The organism is Zestomonas ipomoeae, assembly GCF_057128665.1.
On sequence record NZ_JBSKHQ010000018.1, the window covers coordinates 64,038 to 83,334 of the forward strand.

Annotated in this window: 21 protein-coding genes and 2 tRNA genes; 16 read left to right on the forward strand and 7 right to left on the reverse strand. The window is 61.5% G+C overall.

Annotation, left to right across the window (positions count from 1 at the left end):
* The first annotated feature begins 68 nt into the window (after positions 1 to 68).
* Positions 69 to 569 carry a DUF2878 domain-containing protein gene (locus ACWKV7_RS18115; RefSeq protein ID WP_483859100.1) on the forward strand — a complete coding sequence of 167 codons (501 nt, stop codon included), beginning with the start codon at positions 69 to 71 and terminating at the stop codon, positions 567 to 569.
* Between the two features lie 139 nt (positions 570 to 708).
* Here ACWKV7_RS18115 and ACWKV7_RS18120 read toward each other — a convergent pair whose 3' ends face one another.
* From ACWKV7_RS18120 to hemA, 6 genes are all read right to left on the reverse strand, one after another.
* Positions 709 to 1,224 carry an acyloxyacyl hydrolase gene (locus tag ACWKV7_RS18120; RefSeq protein WP_483859101.1) on the reverse strand — a complete coding sequence of 172 codons (516 nt, stop codon included), beginning with the start codon at positions 1,222 to 1,224 and terminating at the stop codon, positions 709 to 711.
* 106 nt (positions 1,225 to 1,330) lie between these two features.
* Positions 1,331 to 2,125 carry a glutamate racemase gene (gene murI, locus ACWKV7_RS18125; protein WP_483859102.1) on the reverse strand — a complete coding sequence of 265 codons (795 nt, stop codon included), beginning with the start codon at positions 2,123 to 2,125 and terminating at the stop codon, positions 1,331 to 1,333.
* Positions 2,115 to 2,873 (reverse strand): molybdopterin-synthase adenylyltransferase MoeB, encoded by a 759-nt coding sequence (locus ACWKV7_RS18130; protein ID WP_483859103.1) that lies wholly within the window; start codon positions 2,871 to 2,873, stop codon positions 2,115 to 2,117. Before ACWKV7_RS18130 ends, murI begins: the two co-directional genes overlap by 11 nt.
* 57 nt (positions 2,874 to 2,930) lie before the next feature.
* Entirely contained in the window at positions 2,931 to 3,758 is an 828-nt protein-coding gene (gene prmC, locus ACWKV7_RS18135) for a peptide chain release factor N(5)-glutamine methyltransferase (protein ID WP_483859104.1), read from the reverse strand.
* An 87-nt stretch (positions 3,759 to 3,845) separates the two neighbouring features.
* Positions 3,846 to 4,928: a peptide chain release factor 1 gene (prfA, locus tag ACWKV7_RS18140; protein WP_483859105.1), complete on the reverse strand. Its 1,083-nt coding sequence runs from the start codon at positions 4,926 to 4,928 to the stop codon at positions 3,846 to 3,848.
* Positions 4,925 to 6,202, reverse strand: coding sequence for a glutamyl-tRNA reductase (gene hemA, locus ACWKV7_RS18145; protein ID WP_483859106.1), 1,278 nt, complete (start codon positions 6,200 to 6,202; stop codon positions 4,925 to 4,927). The genes prfA and hemA overlap by 4 nt, the downstream gene beginning before the upstream one ends.
* Positions 6,203 to 6,375: 173 nt before the next feature.
* Between hemA and ACWKV7_RS18150 the strand changes: the two genes are divergently transcribed.
* The 10 genes from ACWKV7_RS18150 to ACWKV7_RS18195 all read left to right on the forward strand — a co-directional run bounded on the left by ACWKV7_RS18150 (position 6,376) and on the right by ACWKV7_RS18195 (position 13,891).
* Complete coding sequence (locus ACWKV7_RS18150) at positions 6,376 to 8,109, forward strand: tetratricopeptide repeat protein (RefSeq protein ID WP_483859107.1); 1,734 nt, start codon at positions 6,376 to 6,378, stop codon at positions 8,107 to 8,109.
* 3 nt (positions 8,110 to 8,112) lie between these two features.
* Positions 8,113 to 8,730 carry a lipoprotein insertase outer membrane protein LolB gene (gene lolB / locus ACWKV7_RS18155; protein ID WP_483859108.1) on the forward strand — a complete coding sequence of 206 codons (618 nt, stop codon included), beginning with the start codon at positions 8,113 to 8,115 and terminating at the stop codon, positions 8,728 to 8,730.
* 1 nt (position 8,731) lies between these two features.
* The gene (gene ispE / locus ACWKV7_RS18160) at positions 8,732 to 9,613 is read left to right on the forward strand and encodes a 4-(cytidine 5'-diphospho)-2-C-methyl-D-erythritol kinase (protein WP_483859109.1); all 882 of its coding nucleotides are present in this window, start codon (positions 8,732 to 8,734) and stop codon (positions 9,611 to 9,613) included.
* A 3-nt stretch (positions 9,614 to 9,616) separates the two neighbouring features.
* Positions 9,617 to 9,691, forward strand: a tRNA-Gln gene (locus tag ACWKV7_RS18165).
* A 93-nt stretch (positions 9,692 to 9,784) separates the two neighbouring features.
* Positions 9,785 to 10,726, forward strand: coding sequence for a ribose-phosphate pyrophosphokinase (locus ACWKV7_RS18170; RefSeq protein ID WP_483859110.1), 942 nt, complete (start codon positions 9,785 to 9,787; stop codon positions 10,724 to 10,726).
* A 108-nt stretch (positions 10,727 to 10,834) separates the two neighbouring features.
* Complete coding sequence (locus tag ACWKV7_RS18175; RefSeq protein ID WP_483859111.1) at positions 10,835 to 11,437, forward strand: 50S ribosomal protein L25/general stress protein Ctc; 603 nt, start codon at positions 10,835 to 10,837, stop codon at positions 11,435 to 11,437.
* A gap of 30 nt (positions 11,438 to 11,467) precedes the next feature.
* Complete coding sequence (gene pth / locus ACWKV7_RS18180; RefSeq protein ID WP_483859112.1) at positions 11,468 to 12,052, forward strand: aminoacyl-tRNA hydrolase; 585 nt, start codon at positions 11,468 to 11,470, stop codon at positions 12,050 to 12,052.
* 30 nt (positions 12,053 to 12,082) lie between these two features.
* Positions 12,083 to 13,183: a redox-regulated ATPase YchF gene (gene ychF, locus ACWKV7_RS18185; RefSeq protein WP_483859113.1), complete on the forward strand. Its 1,101-nt coding sequence runs from the start codon at positions 12,083 to 12,085 to the stop codon at positions 13,181 to 13,183.
* A gap of 145 nt (positions 13,184 to 13,328) precedes the next feature.
* Positions 13,329 to 13,405, forward strand: a tRNA-Met gene (locus ACWKV7_RS18190).
* A gap of 207 nt (positions 13,406 to 13,612) precedes the next feature.
* Entirely contained in the window at positions 13,613 to 13,891 is a 279-nt protein-coding gene (locus ACWKV7_RS18195; protein WP_483859114.1) for a hypothetical protein, read from the forward strand.
* Between the two features lie 260 nt (positions 13,892 to 14,151).
* Here the strand turns inward: ACWKV7_RS18195 and ACWKV7_RS18200 are convergent, their stop codons facing one another.
* Positions 14,152 to 15,153, reverse strand: a complete 1,002-nt coding sequence (locus ACWKV7_RS18200) for an alpha/beta hydrolase fold domain-containing protein (RefSeq protein WP_483859115.1) — start codon at positions 15,151 to 15,153, stop codon at positions 14,152 to 14,154.
* A gap of 377 nt (positions 15,154 to 15,530) precedes the next feature.
* On the opposite strand from ACWKV7_RS18200, the gene ACWKV7_RS18205 reads away from it, so the two are divergent.
* The 5 genes from ACWKV7_RS18205 (at position 15,531) to ACWKV7_RS18225 (ending at position 19,290) form a co-directional block, all read left to right on the forward strand.
* The gene (locus ACWKV7_RS18205) at positions 15,531 to 17,078 is read left to right on the forward strand and encodes a deaminase domain-containing protein (RefSeq protein ID WP_483859116.1); all 1,548 of its coding nucleotides are present in this window, start codon (positions 15,531 to 15,533) and stop codon (positions 17,076 to 17,078) included.
* Position 17,079: 1 nt separating this feature from the next.
* A complete protein-coding gene (locus ACWKV7_RS18210; protein WP_483859117.1) occupies positions 17,080 to 17,454 on the forward strand; it encodes an Imm3 family immunity protein in 375 nt (124 codons plus the stop codon).
* 33 nt (positions 17,455 to 17,487) lie between these two features.
* Complete coding sequence (locus ACWKV7_RS18215; RefSeq protein ID WP_483859118.1) at positions 17,488 to 17,967, forward strand: hypothetical protein; 480 nt, start codon at positions 17,488 to 17,490, stop codon at positions 17,965 to 17,967.
* 174 nt (positions 17,968 to 18,141) lie between these two features.
* A complete protein-coding gene (locus tag ACWKV7_RS18220; protein ID WP_483859119.1) occupies positions 18,142 to 18,612 on the forward strand; it encodes a hypothetical protein in 471 nt (156 codons plus the stop codon).
* Between the two features lie 60 nt (positions 18,613 to 18,672).
* Positions 18,673 to 19,290: a hypothetical protein gene (locus tag ACWKV7_RS18225; protein WP_483859120.1), complete on the forward strand. Its 618-nt coding sequence runs from the start codon at positions 18,673 to 18,675 to the stop codon at positions 19,288 to 19,290.
* The last annotated feature ends 7 nt before the right edge of the window (positions 19,291 to 19,297 follow it).

Below are 19,297 nucleotides of genomic sequence, written 5' to 3' on the forward strand. Positions count from 1 at the left end.
GCGTCAAGCCCTTGCGGCCGAGGCCTGGCCAGCGCACCATCGGCACCCTCGTTTTCCCGGACGCCTGCATGCCCAAGCCGATCGCCAACGCCCTACTCTTCCTCACCGGCTGGCTAGCCTGCATGCTTGGCGGCGGCGCCTGGCTGCTGCTCGCCGGCGCGGCGCTGCTGGCGCACCTGCTGTGGATCGGTTCCTGGCGCAGCGAGGGCAAGCTGCTGGTCAGCACCCTGTTGGCCGGCACCGCACTGGACAGCTTTCTCCTGCAACTGGGCGTGTTCGATTTCGGCGCGCCGCGCACGCTGGCGCCACTCTGGCTGGCACTGACCTGGGCGCTGCTGGGTAGCACGCTCAACCACAGCCTGGCCTGGAGCGCCCGCCCCTGGTGGCACGCCAGCCTGCTCGGCGCGGCGCTGGGGCCGCTGATGTATTTCGCCTACAGCCGGCTGGGCGGGCTCACCTTCCCCCACGGCGCCGCCGAAACGCTGCTCGGTCTGGCACCGGCCTGGGCGGTCATGCTGCCGCTGCTGCACGGCTTCGCCCGGCTCTACCGCGAGCAGTCGCAGCGCTGAGTGCGCAGTGGAGACAGGCGTGAAACCGGACTGGCAATCCAGTGTCAGGTTCGTTGCCGATGCTCGGTAACATGGCTGCTTTTCGGGTTGGCATAAAAAAGCCGAGCCCTGTGGCTCGGCTTTTCACGCCTCGCAATGCTCAGAACGACATGCGGTAATGCAGGGTGTAGGTTTCGATTCCATCGTTGGGCTGCTTGATGCCCAGGTTGGAATAGTGAATAGCGCGCAGGCCGACTTCCTGCCCCGAGAAACGCAGGCCGACGCCGATGCGGTCCTCGAACTGGAAGGACGAGCCGAGCTGGCGGTCTTCCACTTCGGTACTCTCGAAAAACGCCACGCCGACGCCGGCCTCCACGTAGGGCTTGACCGTCTCGCCGGCGAATTCATAGACGAACACCGGGGAGAACGACAGGCTGTGGTTGCTGGAGGCGTCATCGCCATCCCAATAGGTGTAGGCCGCATCCCAGTATCCGGTCAGCCGCCCGGTATCGCTCTGCCACCAGCTGGAATTGAAATCGAACTGGGTGCCCAACCGATAGACCATGGAAGACTCGCTGGTCTGGCCGATGGCCAAGGTCGCATCGGCGGCCTGGACGGCAACGGCATGCCCAAGGGACAAAGCCACAAGCGCGGCCAATGAATAGAACTTCTTCATGGGAAACATCCTTTTTCAGGCAGTTGCGGGATAGAGCCGGGAACTGCGGTGAAGTATAGAAATTTCTGATCGTTGCGAAAGCCGGCCCGGCACCCTGAAAGCGGCTTCAGCGTCCCAGATCCGTCACTTCCGCGGCCTCGCCCCAGAGCACCGGCAGGACCTTTTGCAGTCCCTGCGCATTGCCGCTGGACCAGAACTGCGCCGAACGTGCAGAACCGCTCGCCAGCAAGCCAGCCTCGCCGAGCAAGCGCTCCAGGTGTCGCGCCACCGCCGCTCCGGTATCAATAAAACTGACCGATGGTGGCACCAACTGGTTCAACAGGGGCTTGATGAAGGGGTAATGGGTGCAGCCGAGGATCAGCGTATCGCAGCCTTCGGCGAGCAGCGGTGCGACCAGTTCCCGCAGCAGTTCGCGGGTCGCCGCGCCCTGCAATTCGCCGGCCTCGATCAGCTCGACCAGCCCCGGGCAGGGCTGGGTAATCACCCGCACGTCACTGGCGAAGCGATCCAGCAAGGCCGCGAACTTGGCGCTCTTGAGGGTACCGGTGGTGGCCAGCACGCCTACCACGCCGCTGCGGGTGGCGGCCGCCGCCGGCTTTACCGCCGGTTCCATGCCGACGATGGGCAACCGCGGGTAGCGCTCGCGCAAGTCGGCGACCGCCGCCGCGGTGGCGGTATTGCAGGCCAGCACCAGGGCCTTGGCGCCCTCGTCCAGCAGGAACTCGGCAATCACCCGCGTGCGTTCGCGGATGAACTCCGGGCTCTTTTCGCCATAGGGCACATGACCGCTGTCGGCGACGTAGAGCAGCGATTCGCTGGGCAGGCGCGCGCGGATTTCGCGCAGCACCGACAACCCGCCGACGCCGGAATCGAAAACGCCGACCGGCGCGTCATTGCCCATCGGCATGACCGCAGACGGCACAGGCCGGGTCGCGCTTGACCCGCAGCTCGCGGAAGCGGCTGCCAAGGGCATCGACCAGCAGCAGCCGACCCACCAGCGGTTCGCCGAACTGCGCCAGCAGCTTCAATGCCTCCAGTGCCTGCAGGCTGCCCACCAAGCCCACCAGCGGGCCGACCACCCCGGCCTCGCTGCAGGTCAGCTCGGCTTCGCTGCCGTGGCCGTACAGGCAGTGATAGCAGGGGCTCTCGGCGCGGCGCGGATCGAACACCGAAAGCTGCCCTTCGAGGCGGATCGCCGCGCCGCTCACCAGCGGCTTGCCGGCGGCGACGCAGGCGGCGTTGACCGCCTCACGGGTGCCGAAGTTATCCGAACAGTCCAGCACCAGGTCCACCGCTGCCACGGCATCGGCCAGGCTGTCGGCATCCAGCGCGGCGCGATGGGGCACCAGGCGAACCTCGGGATTGAGGGCGGCGAGCCGGGCCATGGCCGAGTCCACCTTGGCCTGGCCGATGGCTGGGGTGTCGTGGACGATCTGCCGCTGCAGGTTGGTCAGGTCGACGGCATCGAAGTCCGCCAGGTGCAACTCGCCCACGCCGGCGGCGGCCAGGTACAGCGCCACCGGCGAGCCCAGGCCGCCGAGGCCGACGATCAGTGCGCGGCTCTGCTTGAGGCGCAACTGGCCGTCCACGTCGATCTGTTTCAGCAATATCTGCCGGCTGTAGCGCAGCAGCTCTTCGTCAGTCAGCATCGATCCCTACCTTGTAGGAGTGGTCCATGACCGGGAAATGGTCATGGGCAGAGAGTGTCATACCCAGCGCCCCAGGCTGATGCGCTCGTGCCCGCCAAGATCGCGACGGCTCTGCACCTCGGCAAAGCCGCGCGCATCGAACAGCCCGCGCACCGCCTCGGCCTGGTCGTAGCCGTGCTCGATCAGCAGCCAGCCCGCGGCTTCAAGATAGTCAGGTGCCCGGGCGACGATCAGGCGGATATCGTCCAGGCCGTCGGCACCGGCCACCAGCGCACTGGCCGGCTCGAAGCGCACGTCGCCCTGGGCCAGATGCGGGTCGCTGGCGGCGATGTAGGGCGGATTGCTGACGATCAGCGCAAAGCGCTCGCCGGCGAGCGCGGTGAACCAATGGCTCTGGCGGAACTCGGCGTTGTCCAGTTTGAGACGGGCACGATTGCGCTCGGCCAGCGCCACCGCCTCGGCCACCCGGTCCACGCCGGTCACCCGCCAGGCCGGCCGCTCGCAGGCCAATGCCAGGGCGATGGCGCCAGTGCCCGTGCCGAGGTCGAGCACCCTGGCCGGCCCGCCGGCGCCCAGCGCCAACGCGGTTTCCACCAGCAGTTCGGTGTCCGGACGGGGAATCAGGGTGGTGGGCTCGACGTCCAGCTCCAGACTCCAGAACCCCTGGCGACCGAGGACATAGGCCACCGGCTCGCCGGCCCGGCGCCGTTGCAGGGCAGCAGCGAAACGCTCGGCCAGCGCCGGCGGTACCGCCTGCTCCGGCCAGGTGCGCAGGTAGCTGCGCGGCTTGCCCAACACGTCGGCGAGCAGCAGCTCGGCGTCCAGCCGGGCAGTGGGCGAATCGGGCAGCTCGGCGGTGTTCAGCAGGGATTCGATGGTGGCCATAACCTTTAAGCCTCAAGCGGCACGCCTCACGCTACAAGACAACCCGCACTCAGCAGCGGCCTTGTGGCTTGGAGCTTGCCGCTGCAATCAATCGCCCAACGCGGCCAGCTGGTCGGCCTGGAACTCGCTGAGCAAGGGCTCGATCACCGCGTCGACACCACCGGCGATCACTTCGTCCAGCGAGTACAGGGTCAGGTTGATGCGGTGATCGGTGACCCGGCCCTGGGGGAAGTTATAGGTACGAATACGCTCGGAGCGGTCGCCGGAGCCCACCAGCAGCTTGCGCGTGTCGGAGATTTCCTTGTGCGCGGCGGCCTCCTGCTGGTCCTTCAGCTTGGCCGCCAGCCAGGCCATGGCCTTGGCGCGGTTCTTGTGCTGCGAGCGCTCTTCCTGGCATTCCACCACCGTGCCGGTGGGGATGTGGGTGATACGGATCGCGGAATCGGTGGTGTTCACGTGCTGGCCGCCGGCGCCGGAGGAGCGGTAGGTATCCACGCGCAGGTCGGCCGGGTTGATGTCGATGGCCATCTGCTCGTCTGGCTCGGGCAGCACGGCAACCGTGCAGGCGGAGGTGTGGATGCGCCCCTGGGATTCGGTCTCCGGCACGCGCTGCACGCGATGGGCGCCGGACTCGAACTTGAGCTTGGCGTAGACGTCGTCGCCCTCGACCCGGGCGATGACCTCTTTATAGCCGCCGTGCTCACCCTCGTTGGCCGACAGGATTTCCACCCGCCAGCCGCGCCGCTCGGCATAGCGCGAGTACATGCGGAACAGATCGCCGGAGAAGATCGCCGCCTCGTCGCCACCGGTACCGGCACGGATTTCCAGGAACACGTTGCGGCTGTCGTTGGGGTCCTTGGGCAACAGCATGCGCTGCAAGTGATCCTCCAGCTCAACCAGCCGCACCTTGGCCGCAGCCGCTTCCTCGGCCGCCATCTCGCGCATGTCCGGGTCGCTGTCCTTGAGCAGCGCCTGGGCGCCCTCGAGATCGGCCTGCACCTTGCAAAAGTCACGATAGGCGGTGATCACCGGCTCGACCTCGGCGTATTCCTTGGAATAGGCGCGGAAACGGCTCTGGTCGGTGATCACTTCGGCGTCGCCGAGCAGCGCGGTGAGTTCTTCGAATCGATCCTGGAGGGTATCCAGCTTTTTCAGCAGCGAAGCTTTCATTGCGGGTTCTTATCCGACACACCCTCATCGAGGGCAAAGAGTTCCTGGGCCATGGCCAGCGCATCGATGCGGCCATCGGCGGAGAGTTTCTTCAGTTGCACGCTGGGTGCATGCAGCAGCTTGTTGGTCAGACCGCGGGCCAGCAGCGCCAGCACCTCTTCGGCGGCGGTGCCGTTGTTCAGCAAGCGCAGGGCCTTGCCCAGCTCCTCGTCGCGCAGGCGCTCGGCCTGCTGGCGATAGGCCTTGAGCACGTCCACCGCGGCCAGCTCGCGCAAGCGCAGCATGAAATCGTCGGCACCGGCGGCCACCAGTTCCTCGGCGGCCTGGGCGGCGCCCTGGCGGCTCTTGAGGTTCTCGGCGATGACTTCGTGCAGGTCGTCGACGCTATAGAGATAGACATCGTCCAGCTCGCCGACTTCCGGTTCGATATCCCGCGGCACGGCGATATCGACCATGAAGATCGGCTTGTGCTTGCGCAACTTCAGCGCCCGCTCCACCGCGCCCTTGCCGAGAATCGGCAACTGGCTGGCGGTCGAGCTGATGACGATATCGCTGTTGACCAGTTCCTGCGGAATGTCCGCGAGCAGGATGGCATGGGCGCCGAACTGCTCGGCCAGGCTGCTGGCCCGCTCGAGGGTGCGGTTGGCGACAACGATGCGCTTCACGCCCTGCTCATGCAGGTGACGGGCCACCAGGGTGATGGTCTCCCCCGCGCCGATCAGCAGCGCCTGGCTACGATGCAGTTTGCTGAAGATCTGCTTGGCCAGGCTGACCGCGGCAAAGGCCACCGACACCGGGTTCTCGCCGATGGCGGTGTCGGTGCGCACCGTCTTGGCGGTATTGAAGGTGGCCTGGAACAGGCGTCCGAGCAGCGGCCCGACGGTGCCCGCCTCGGCCGCCACGGCGTAAGCGGATTTCATCTGCCCGAGAATCTGCGGCTCGCCAAGCACCATCGAATCCAGCCCCGAGGCGACACGCATCATGTGCCGCACCGCTAGGTCGTCCTGATGCACATAAGCACAGGCGCGCAGCTCATCGAGATTCAACTGGTGGAAATCGGCCAGCCAGGCAAGCACCGACTCCACCGAGGGAAGCTCCTGCTCCAGGTAGATTTCGCTGCGGTTGCAGGTGGACAGGATCGCCGCTTCGCGGCACGCGGTATGCGAGCACAGCGCGCGCAGCGCCTCGACCACCTGCTCCGGGGTGAACGCCACGCGCTCGCGGACGTCCACCGAAGCGGTCTTGTGGTTGATGCCGAGAGCCAGAAAAGCCATGCCGGGTCGCTGATTCGAAACGGAAAACGCGCAATTGTCCTACTTCGCCAGAGCGAGAACAACCACCGCCCGGTGTGGTCAGAACTGTTCCGCAACACGACAGTTCGGCCCATGGGCTTGCCGGATGGCTTGTGTCATGATGGCCCGACCGCAGGTTAGTCGCCTTTTTCCCTATGAATAAATCTTTTGCGTTACTGACCACCGCCCTGTTTCTCCTCGGTGGCTGCCAATCCATGCTGCCCCACTCCGGCGACGGCACCCCGCCCGTCGAGGACACCGCCCCCGCCGCCAACGAGGCCGAACCGCAGGCCTACGGCTCGTTCAGCCCCGAGACGCTGTATTCGCTGCTCACCGCCGAGCTGGCCGGGCAGCGCAACCGCTTCGACATCGCCCTGGGCAACTATGTGCAGCAAGCCAACGCCACCCAGGACGCCGGGGTCGCCGAACGCGCCTTCCGCATCGCCGAGTACCTCGGCGCCGACCAGGCGGCGCTGGATGCCGCACTGATCTGGGCGCAGAACGCTCCGGACAACCTCGACGCCCAGCGCGCCGCCGCCGTGCAACTGGCCCGCGGCGGTCGCTATGACGAATCCATGCTGTACATGGAGAAGGTTCTGCAGGGCCAGGGCGATACCCACTTCGATTTTCTTGCCCTGTCCGCCGCCGAAACCGATCCGGACACCCGCTCCGGCCTGCTGCAAAGCTTCGACCGGCTGCTGCAGAAATACCCGGAGAATGGCCAACTGCTGTTCGGCAAGGCACTGCTGCTGCAACAGGACGGCCGCCAGGAAGAAGCACTGACGCTGCTGGAAAACCAGCCGGCCAGCAACCACGACGTCGCCCCGCTGCTGCTGCGCTCGCGCCTGCTGCAAAGCCTCGGCCGCGGCGACGAAGCGCTGCCGCTGCTGGAAAAGGGCATCAAGAAGCATCCGGACGACAAGCGCCTGCGCCTGACCTATGCCCGACAGCTGGTGGAGCAGGGCCGCCTGGACGATGCCAAGAGCGAATTCGCCGGCCTGGTCCAGCAGTTCCCCGATGACGACGATCTGCGTTTCTCCCTGGCCCTGGTGTGCCTGGAGGCCGGCGCCTGGGAAGAAGCCATCGTCTATCTGGACGAAATGGTCGCCCGCGGCAGCCATGTCGACTCCGCCCACCTCAACCTCGGCCGCGCCTATGAAGAGCTGGGCGAAACCGAGAAAGCCCTGCAGGAATACGCCCTGGTCGGCCCGAGCAACGACTTCCTGCCCGCGCAGCAACGCCAGAGCGAGCTGCTGTTCGCCAACGGTCGCGGCGAAGAAGCCAGTGAGCGCCTGGCCAATGCCCGCGAAGCGCAACCGGACTACGCCATCCAGCTATACCTGATCGAGTCCGAAGCCCTCGCCAACCGGCAACAGCACGACCGCGCCTGGCAGGTAATCGAGCAGGCGCTGGAGCAGTTCCCCGACGACCTCAACCTGCTCTACACCCGCGCCATGCTGGCCGAGAAGCGCGACGACCTGGCCCAGCTGGAGAAGGATTTGCGCTTCATCATCGCCCGCGAACCGGACAACGCCATGGCGCTCAACGCCCTGGGCTACACCCTTGCCGACCGCACCACTCGCTATGCCGAAGCGCGCGAACTGGTCGAGCAGGCGCACCAGCTCAACCCGGACGACCCGGCCATTCTCGATAGCCTTGGCTGGGTCAACTATCGCCTGGGCAACCTCGACGAGGCCGAGCGCTTGCTGCGCGAAGCGCTGGAAGACTTCCCCGACCACGAGGTCGCCGCCCACCTCGGCGAGGTGCTCTGGGTCAGCGGCAAGCAGCGCGAAGCCCGGAAAGTCTGGAGCCAGGCCTTCGAAGACCACCCCGACAGCAGCATTCTGCGCGATACCCTGCAACGCCTGACCGGCTCCGAGACGCCCTGACCCATGTTCGCCCGCCACCTCATCCTGCTTGGGCTGATCGCCCTGCTCGCCGGCTGCGCCGGCCTCATCTCCCATGAAACCGTCGAAGGCCAGGGCGACCCGGCGCTGTGGAAAGCCCACAAGGAGCGACTCGACAAACTCGACGGCTGGCAGATCAGTGGCAAGGTCGGCATTCGCGCCCCGCAGGATTCCGGCAGCGCCACGCTGTTCTGGCTGCAGCGACAGGACTACTACGACATCCGACTGGCCGGTCCGCTCGGTCGCGGCGCCGCGCGCCTGACCGGCCGCCCCGGCGACACCATGCTGGAAGTGGCCAACCAGGGCCGCTACCTGGCCGAATCGCCGGAGGCCCTGCTGCAAGAGCAGCTCGGCTGGCAACTGCCCGTGTCCCACCTGTTCTGGTGGGTACGCGGCCTGCCCGCCCCCGGCAGCAAGAGCCGCGTCACCCTGGACGGCGAAAGCCGTCTGGCGCAGTTGCAGCAGGACGGCTGGCAGATCGACTACCTGCGCTACGCCAAGCACAACGACTACACCCTGCCCGAGCGCCTGAAACTGCACGGCCACGACCTGGAGATCACCCTGGTGCTCAAGGAATGGCTGCCGCGCCAGTTGGGCCAGTGACATGCAGCACGCTCACCTGACCCTGCCGGCCCCAGCCAAGATCAACCTGATGCTGCACATCCTTGGCCGCCGTGCCGACGGCTATCACGAGTTGCAGACCCTGTTTCAATTCCTGGATTACGCCGACGAATTGGGCTTCGCCCTGCGCGACGACGGCGACATCCGCCTGCATTGCGACATCCCAGGCGTGCCCCACGACAGCAACCTGATCGTGCGCGCCGCCCGCCGATTGCAACAAGAAAGTGGCTGCGCCCAGGGCGCCGATATCTGGCTGGAAAAGCGCCTGCCGATGGGCGGCGGCCTCGGCGGCGGCAGCTCCGATGCCGCCACCGCGCTGCTCGGCCTCAATCACGTGTGGCGCCTTAAGTGGGATACCGAACGCCTTGCGGCACTAGGCCTGAGCCTGGGCGCCGACGTGCCGGTATTCATCCGCGGCCACGCCGCCTTCGCCGAGGGGGTCGGCGAAAAGCTGCAACCGGTCGAGCCGGAAGAACCCTGGTATCTCGTCGCCGTTCCGCAAGTGGCTGTCAGCACAGCAGAAATTTTCAACGACCCGGAGTTGACACGAAATACTCCGGCCATTACAGTGCGCTCCGTTCTCGAGCGGGGCGGTCGAAATGACTGTCAGTCGGTGGTCGAGAAGCGTTACCCGGATGTACGTAACGCTTTGATCTTGCTAAACAAATTTGTTTCAGCTAGATTAACCGGCACCGGTGGTTGCGTGTTTGGGGCCTTCCCTAACAAAGCCGAAGCTGATAAAGTCGCGGCCCAACTTCCGGACACCCTGCCAGGTTTCGTCGCCAAGGGAAGCAACATATCGATGTTGCACCGAACGCTACAAAGCCTGTCCCGAGAAGCGGATGCGGAGCGCATCCAACCGTAATACAGGGGCGTCGCCAAGCGGTAAGGCAGCAGGTTTTGATCCTGCCATGCGTTGGTTCGAATCCAGCCGCCCCTGCCATACTCAAGAAGCTGTTCAAAATTGTCGCCTCGGCTACCTTTTTGAACAGCTTTTTAATTCATCAGGTCCACCCTCAGCCGGCAGGTACTGCGCGTGTCCAAGATGATGGTCTTCACGGGGAACGCTAACCCCGATCTGGCCCGGCGTGTCGTACGTCAGCTGCATATCCCCCTCGGTGACGCCTCCGTCGGAAAATTCTCCGATGGCGAAATCAGCGCGGAAATCAACGAGAACGTTCGCGGCAAGGACGTCTTCCTGATTCAGCCGACATGCGCGCCCACCAACGATAACCTGATGGAACTGGTGGTGATGGCCGACGCCTTCCGCCGCTCCTCGGCTTCCCGCATCACCGCGGTCATCCCCTACTTCGGCTACGCCCGCCAGGATCGCCGTCCGCGTTCCGCCCGCGTGGCGATCAGCGCCAAGGTGGTCGCGGACATGCTGACCGTCGTCGGCGTCAACCGCGTGCTGACCGTCGACCTGCATGCCGACCAGATCCAGGGCTTCTTCGATATCCCCGTGGACAACATCTACGGCTCCCCGGTACTGGTGGACGATATCGAAGACCAGCGCTTCGAAAACCTGATGATCGTCTCCCCGGATATCGGTGGCGTGGTGCGTGCACGCGCCGTGGCCAAGACCCTGGGTGTTGACCTGGCGATCATCGACAAGCGCCGGCCGAAGGCCAACCAGTCCGAAGTCATGCACATCATCGGCGACGTCCAGGACCGCACCTGCGTACTGGTCGACGACATGGTCGACACCGCCGGCACCCTCGGCCACGCCGCCAAGGCGCTGAAAGAGCACGGCGCCGCCAAGGTCTACGCCTATTGCACCCACCCGGTGCTGTCCGGCCGCGCCATCGAGAACATCGAGAAATCCGTGCTCGACGAGCTGGTGGTGACCAACACCATCCCGCTGTCCGCCGCGGCACAAGCCTGCTCGCGCATTCGCCAGCTGGACATCGCACCGGTTGTCGCTGAAGCGGTCCGCCGCATCAGCAACGAAGAATCGATCAGCGCCATGTTCCGCTAAGGAACAGCGCCGACGACAAGTGCCCCGCCCCGTGCGGGGCTTTTTGCCCAACCGCCCGAGCGCTGGTCGCAAGCGCTGCGGGCGTTTTGGTTATTTTGGAGAATCGTAATGACTGAGTTTGCCCTGAATGCCGAAGTGCGTTCCGACCTGGGGAAAGGTGCGAGCCGCCGCCTGCGTCGTAACGCCAGCCTGGTTCCCGCCGTGATCTACGGCGGCGAGAAAGCCCCGCAATCCATCAGCCTGCTGGCCAAAGACCTAGCCAAGCTGCTGGAAAACGAAGCTGCCTTCAGCCACGTGATCACCCTGAACGTCGGCGGCACCGCTGAAACCGTTCTGATCAAAGCCCTGCAGCGCCACCCTGCCAAGAGCTTCGTCCTGCACGCCGACTTCATGCGCGTCGTTGCCGGCCACAAGCTGACCGCAACCGTTCCGCTGCACTTCCTCAACCAGGAAACCGCAGTCGGCGTGAAGCAAGGCGGTGGCGAGATCTCCCACACCATCAACGAAGTCGAAGTGTCCTGCCTGCCGAAAGACCTGCCGGAATTCATCGAAGTCGACATGGCTCAAGTGGAGCTGGGCCAGATCGTTCACCTGTCCGACCTGAAAGTGCCGGCCGGTGTCGAACTGGTGGCCCTGGCCCACGGCAACGACCTGGCCGTGGCCAACATCCACGCCTCCCGCGTAGTGAAAGACGAAGGCGCTGCCGAGTAATACTCGCACCACCTGGAAAGGGCTCCTGACGTGACTGCCATTCAACTGATCGTTGGCCTGGGAAATCCAGGCCCGGAATACGACCAGACCCGGCACAACGCAGGGGCCCTTTTTGTTGAGCGCGTGGCGGCCAACCAGCGCGTCAACCTGAGCATGGATCGCAAGTATTTCGGCCTGGTGGGCAAGTTCTCCCACCAGGGCCGCGACGTTCGTCTGCTGATCCCCACCACCTACATGAATCGCAGCGGCCAAGCCGTAGCGGCGCTGGCGAACTTCTTCCGCATCGCACCCGATTCCATCCTGGTGGCCCACGACGAACTCGACATGCCCCCTGGCGTCGCCAAGCTCAAGCAGGGCGGCGGGCACGGCGGGCACAACGGGCTGCGCGACATCATCGCCCAGCTCGGCAACCAGAATAACTTCCACCGCCTGCGCCTCGGCATCGGCCATCCCGGGCATGCCAGCCTGGTCTCCGGCTACGTGCTCGGCCGCGCCCCGCGCAGCGAGCAGGAACTGCTCGACACCAGCATCGATTTCGCCCTCGACGTGTTGCCCGACATGCTCGACGGCAACTGGACCAAGGCGATGCAGAAGCTGCACAGCCAGAAGGCCTGACCTTACTCATCTCTCCGCGAGGGAAACATCATGGGATTCAACTGCGGCATCGTCGGCCTGCCCAACGTCGGCAAGTCCACCCTGTTCAACGCCCTCACCAAATCCGGCATCGCCGCGGAGAACTTCCCGTTCTGCACCATCGAGCCGAACAGCGGCATCGTACCGATGCCCGACCCGCGACTGGACGCCCTCTCCGAGATCGTCAAGCCGCAGCGCGTGGTGCCCACCACCATGGAGTTCGTCGACATCGCCGGCCTGGTGGAAGGCGCGTCCAAGGGTGAAGGCCTGGGCAACAAGTTCCTCGCCAATATTCGCGAGACCGACGCCATTGCCCACGTCGTGCGCTGCTTCGAAGACGACAACGTCATCCACGTTTCCAACAGCGTCGACCCCAAGCGCGATATCGAAATCATCGAGCTGGAACTGATCTTCGCCGACCTGGAAAGCTGCGAGAAGCAACTGCAGCGCGTCGCCCGCAACGCCAAGGGCGGCGACAAGGAAGCCGTGGCCCAGAAGGCCCTGCTGGAAAAACTGATCCCCCACTTCACCGAAGGCAAGCCGGCGCGCACCCTGCTGAAGAAGCTCGGCGACGATGAGACCCAGCTGGCCAAAAGCTTCCACCTGCTGACCAGCAAGCCGGTGATGTACATCGCCAACGTCGCCGAGGACGGCTTCGAGAACAACCCGCACCTCGACGTGGTGAAAGCCATCGCCGCCGAAGAAGGCGCCATCGTCGTGCCGGTGTGCAACAAGATCGAAGCGGAAATCGCCGAACTGGACGACGGCGAAGAAAAGGACATGTTCCTCGAGTCCCTGGGCCTCGAAGAGCCGGGCCTGAACCGCGTGATTCGCGCCGGCTACGACCTGCTCAACCTGCAGACCTACTTCACCGCCGGCGTGAAGGAAGTCCGTGCCTGGACCGTGAAAGTCGGCGCCACCGCCCCGCAGGCCGCCGCCGTGATCCACACCGACTTCGAGAAAGGCTTCATCCGCGCCGAAGTCATCGCTTATGACGACTTCATCCAGTACAAGGGCGAAGCCGGCGCCAAGGAAGCCGGCAAATGGCGCCTGGAAGGCAAGGAATACATCGTCAAGGATGGCGACGTGATGCACTTCCGCTTCAACGTCTAAGCGCCCTCCCCGGCCGGCCCTGCCTTCCCGCAGGGTCGGTTCTCCCCGTCCGTCGCGACCGAGCCTAAGCGCTTGAAAGTGAATCGATTTATCCGGCTAATGGGGTTGACACGCCAGCGCGAGACGAGAATAATGCGCGCCACTTGGCTACATAGCTCAGTCGGTTAGAGCGCAGCATTCATAATGCTGATGTCCCAGGTTCAAGTCCCGGTGTAGCCACCAAACAAAACAAAGGGTTAGCGAAAGCTAGCCCTTTGTCGTTTCTGGGTAGCGGTTTAAAAGCCTGTGATGTAGTCAGGAATTCCGCATCCAAAGAAGACTTGATGGATGGATTGGCTATGGGAAAATGCCAGCCCCGCGCGCAGAGCGAACGCCTGACCTAGGCGCCGTCGAACTGCATGAGCAACCGAGTTGATCAAGGAAGATGCCATGGCCAAACCACACCACTGGAACGATTGGACCTATGGAGTAGCGATAGTCCTACAGACCATCGTTTACGTTCCAATGTTCTACATCATCTTCATGCCATGGATTTGCCTGGCACTCGTCAGGTTTGGCAAGACTCCTTTCCTCCCTGGGTTCTTCCAGGCGATGGCCTCAACAGGCTGGTTGGTTGCTTCTGCCCTTACCTTCCTGACGGTCCTGTTCATCGTGCTTCGCACTATCATCCGCAAGCGGCGCAGAGCCCTAGCTGCCGGTGAGTTCTGATCGAGCGGCGATACAGTAAAAGCCTTGGCCAAGTGATCCGGCGCAACGTGCGGATTGCGCATGGACATCTTGATATCGCCAAGGCCCAACCTGCATCGCAGGGCGAGGATGTTCCAGCCCTGCATCAGTAATGCCGGCAAAGGCATACCCCAGCCTCGTCACCGCAACGGCACACCACGAACCACACCCCGCGGAAATGCCTGCTGAGCAGGCTTGAAGCCAAGAAGGCCCGCTAGACCTGCCGATCGCCAGGCCCCGATCTAGCGCACCTTACGCAGGATGAAGTCCAACATGCCCTCTTGTTCGGCCGGCACGATATTCATCCGGGGAATCTCGAACTGGCCTTTCAGGCCGACGCGCATCGCCTGCTCCTGCAAGGCCCTGGCGTGGTAGGGATGGTGATACAGAATGCTGGCATTGGTGGGCTTGGTGACCTCGATCCGGCGGTTGGACACCCAGATTTCCGGATCGCCCTTGTCCATCAGCCGCAGCAGGTCGACCTCATGGCGATACTGGACGATACGCGGGTCATTCAACTGCTCTAGCGCTTCGACGCCATAGAGCCTGGTCAGCTTCGCCAGAGCCCCCAGGGTGAGGCGGTACTCTTTGAATATCTCCTCCCAGCGCACGATATCCAGCGTCGCCTGCACTTCGGTGGCGACGGCGGCACTTACGCGGGTGGACTGGCGCGCGACCGGGTCCGGGCTGTACGGGTCTGCCATGTCGTCGTGCAACGCCAGCCACAGCGCGGCACTGCCACCTGCCGACGTGCCCATCAGCACGATGCGCCCAGGGTCGATATTGAATTGCTCATGGTTCAGCCGCAGGAACTGGAGCGCCCGGCCCGCTGCACGCAGCGACTTGATCACTCCCTGGCGCTCATTGCGCTCCAGCAGCGGGTAATTGATGGAGGCATAGGCGACCCCGTGCTGCAACAGCAGCTTGATCCCTGGGCGATTGCCACGCACATAGGCCTTCTCCTTGCTGCCCGCAGAAAAACCGCCTCCGTGAATGAACAGCACCAGCGGCGTCGGGCGCTTCCGTGCATAGGCATCGGGCGGGAGAAAGATATCCAGCCGGTGGCGCCGATCCGGGCCGTAGGCAACGTCGCGCACGAACAGCGCCTCCGCGGCATCCAGGCTGAACGGCGGAGCGCTCGCCCGCAGGGATGCTGCCAACATTGAAGGCGAGAGACAAACAGCGAACAGGGCGACCAGCGCAGGCAGCCACTTGATCGATGGCTTCAGAAGAAGCTTGGGCATTATGGCTCTCCAGCCAGTGGCACGAATCGGCACGTGCAACGGAACAGCAGCCAGAGCCCCAGGCGTGATGCCAAGGCCCCGGGGAAAGGCGCCTGTTAGAGCCCGCCGCCAACACTTGGTGCGCGGCGACAGGTGTGTGCCGACGAACGGCCGGAAGCGTACCCGCACCCACCAGCGCCACAGCCCTACACCTAGCGGGACGCAGCCGCAGCATGCGGTTCGCAGTAGAATCTTTTTGCCGCGCGCTTCACAAAACAGAAGCCTGCCTGGGCACTGCGCAAACTCTTGCGCAGGGGTCTTCGGGTAGCATTCCCGCTTCGAGCCAAGCGTCGGCGCAATGCCGGGCGTGGCGTAGCAATCGGACGGAACCGTGACAAATGAGTGGCTACGTACCCAACGACTGGAAGATCAAGAAAGAACCCGAGCCGAAGCCCTATAACGGCAACTTCGACCAACAACCTCCCCGCCCACTGGAAACACCCCCACAGTCCAAACCGGACTGCCTGGTAGGCATGCGCTTTATCTGGGACAACGGCGAACTGCTGCCGCCCAACATCCCCTACCAGCTCACCACAGACCTGGGTAGCTGCCACCAGGGCGGCCTGAACGAGCGCAGCGGCTTCACCCTTACCCTGCCCCTCAGCAGTTACCAGGCCCAGTTGCTGGCCAATGCCGACGTCGATACCGCCGTCGCCAGCGCCCGCAAGGAGGTGCAAGCGGCCCTCGACGAAATCCTCGCCGCCGAGCGTGCAGACGCCGAGAAGCTGCGCAAGGAACAGGAAGGCCGCAACGTGGCGGCGAATGCTTTCCACACGTACTACGCCTATGGCAAAGGCTTTTTCTATGGCGCCTGGGGCCTGATCACATCTCTTAAGGAAATGTCCGATCTGGTCAACCCGCTGAACCACGCTTGGAACATGCTGGCCAGCGCCTGGAAGGCCAGGGTCAGCCCTCCGGAAGGCTGGTACTCCAGCTTCCTGCGCAACTACACACAGGCACAGCACCGGGAACTGGTGGAAGCCCTCGGCTTCGACCCCGCCAGCATCACCCGCGAGCAGATCGCCGAAGCCTACGAGATCGCCTGCTTCATCTACGACGACGGCCCGAGCCAAGCCATGCTCGCCAGCTTCGCCGCGGACTATGCCAAGGCACAGAACGTCGAAGAAATCGCCGAGTTCGGTGGCGGCGCAGCCTTCGAACTGATACTGGCCGCGCTCTTATTTGTATTTACCGGCGGCGCCGGCCTCGTCGCCCGCGCGGCCTCCTCCGTACGCCACGCCGCCTCGCTGAAGCGCCTGGGCAACGCCCTGAAACGCCTTAGCCGAGCGCTGAAGAATGCCAAGATCAAACTGAAGGGGCGGGCGCAGGGCAAAGGGACCGGGGCGCAGACGGTGGAGGTGCCGAGGCCGAAAAGCATCGAAGCAGAGAAAATTGCCGCTCAACGTAAAAAGCCGCTTTCTAAAGCAGAAAGGGCAAAAATACAAAAACGGCTCCAATCTAGGGCCCAAGAAATCAGGGCCGATCTGCCAAAAAAATTCAAAGGAAGCGGCAACCTTGGTGTGGCAGAAGTAGATGTACCTGGCTTGCCTTCAGAACTAAAAGCACACAGTAGGATTAACAAACCCACAGATCAGGGTGCCGACGGATTTGTTCAACTCCTAGACGAGCAAGATTGGACATTCCAACCGCAGAAGGTCGATCCGGATAATGTCCGCACAAACACACCGGAAGCTTATAGCAGGCAGTGGGATACTGAATTCAAGATTTTGAACGATGTATCCAAGCGCCTGGAGGGAAATCCAAACGCCTCCGGAACAATAAACCTATTTACAGAACGACCGACTTGTACCAGCTGCACAGACGTGATATTTAAGTTTAAAGAAAAATACCCCAACATTCAGCTTAATGTATTTTCCGGTGACTGATATGAGCGAATGGACATATAAAGAACTCAAGTCATACATACATGAAGATATCGAAGAGTTCATGCAAGATGGGTTAGACATCCTGCAGGCAACCTCAAGGGTCCAAGTAGAATACGAAAGAGCGATTCGCGAGCAACCTCTTGACAAGCTAGCAATTTATCTAGCCCTATATGAAGAAGGGATAAAGCATAATTTTCTAAGAGAGGATATCAGCAAAGAAGCCATCAAGCTTGTCAAAGAAACCGATACCTCTTCTTTTGAAAACTTATTAGACCCTGAGAACAAAACAGAACTTGTTCAGGACTTAGAGCATTTCAAAAGGCGCTACAATGCGCAGGAAAACAGAGCAAACACACCCCCTCCCAATAACCCATGAAACTCACCAGAAGCATGATAGAGCATTAACACCATGACCTCGTTGATTCTCGCCCCACAACTTGGCGAAACTCGCTTCGTGGAGCTTGAATTAAAAAACCTGAAACACGGTATCGAGTTCATTCTCTTCTCGCTGGAAAATCTCGCCAGCTCAGATGAAGGGCTATGTGCCGCCATAACGGAACGTGGCAATCGTCTGTTTCCCAGCATTCACTTCCAGCAAGTCAATGACTCCTACTTCTTTCAAATTTATATCGAGAACGAATCGATAGGTGAAGAGGGTTGGTATTGCCTAGTTGACCGACAACCAGAACAGAGCCAAGAAGATTTAATTTCCACAATCTTGGATGAGCCCTCGGATGGCTTTTTCCAAGCTAGATTTTCGGATGGGTTAATGCTATCTAGAGAACTATTGGTTTCGCGAGACACACTTAAGAGCTTCTTAATTCAATACACAGATAACCTACCCGAATGGTTCAGCAGGGGAAAATGGGCTAGCCTGGAGTTAATATGACTGTAATGACTGGAAGCTAGGGGCTCGTTAAATAATTTACTGGACTGCGGCGGAGAACCTATCTCCTCGGCCACCCAAGTGATTGGAAAAGATTGAAGAGCAAGGGGAGCAAACACGTCATCTCGGCAAGTTCAATGAGATACTGCGGCCAGCATTTGTTGCGCCGGGAAAACCATGAAGCTACATCTATTTAAATACCGCTGCGCAAGTTGCCAGACAGAGTTCAAAGTAGCGAAGATACCCGCTCACTTCTACGGGGAGTTTCTGCTCCGTAGTAATGGCGACACCGATGAAGCGTATCTAAACGCTTTAAACGACCCTACCTACGATGAAGTATATGATCTTATAAAAGCTAACAGAAAGCTGGCGGGAAAATCGCCTAACTCTCTAGCTGAAATTTTTAGAAAAATTTATGGCGTGACCGCATGTGACCCTGACAGCACAGGCAGCGCCTATGAGATTGGAGCACTTCCCAATTGCCCTGTTTTCGGCAAAAAAGAAATCGCATCATGGGAAGCAACCGAGCCCCCGGAATTTATCGAGAAAGAATTAAAGCCAGTCACTCACGTTAAATGGGAGCAGCTCTCTAAAGATGAGCGCGCAGCAAAAGTTGACTTACAGCTCTCTGCTGGAACTGTAGAATGAACTTATATGCGCTTGGACCCGATCTTGAATGCGAGATTCTGATTAGCAATGACCATATACGTGCTTGCCGAAACGGCTGAAAGCATCGACATCACGACTCCAAACACCATTGGCACGCTCAACAAGAAATTGAGATCCACATCAGGCTGGAAAGATCTCGACATCACTGACATTAAAACAATGTTCAAAGCCCATCCAGAGATTGGTAGCCTAATCATAGGATTGTGGTCTTTCGACTTTCTAAAAAGCCCTGCCTTCATAGATGAGTCACTGGTTGGCTATGGCAGCAAGCGCCTAGACAAAAGTGAGCAACTAGATGTAATTTGCGGATTATTGAGCATTATCCGTAATTGCAGGATAGATTCAGAGGAGGACGAAGATGCTGTCGACCTCCATTACTCAGCTTGCGGAAAATTATTTAGACTCACTGGCTACAAAGCGGAAGAATATATAATCAGCGAGCTAAGAAAGAAGCCAGAAGCACCGCTTATCGAGGCACTGGGTGTATTGGTTGGGACTGAGTATCAGGGACGGCTAAAGATGAGCACTGTAGACCTAATAAAAGAACTGGCCAACTCTGACTCGGAAGATATACGCCTGTCAGCAAGAAACGTTTTGATCAACGACATCAATAGAGTTAATGAACACACCAACTTCTTGAGCTCATCAGACATTTAGCAAAAAG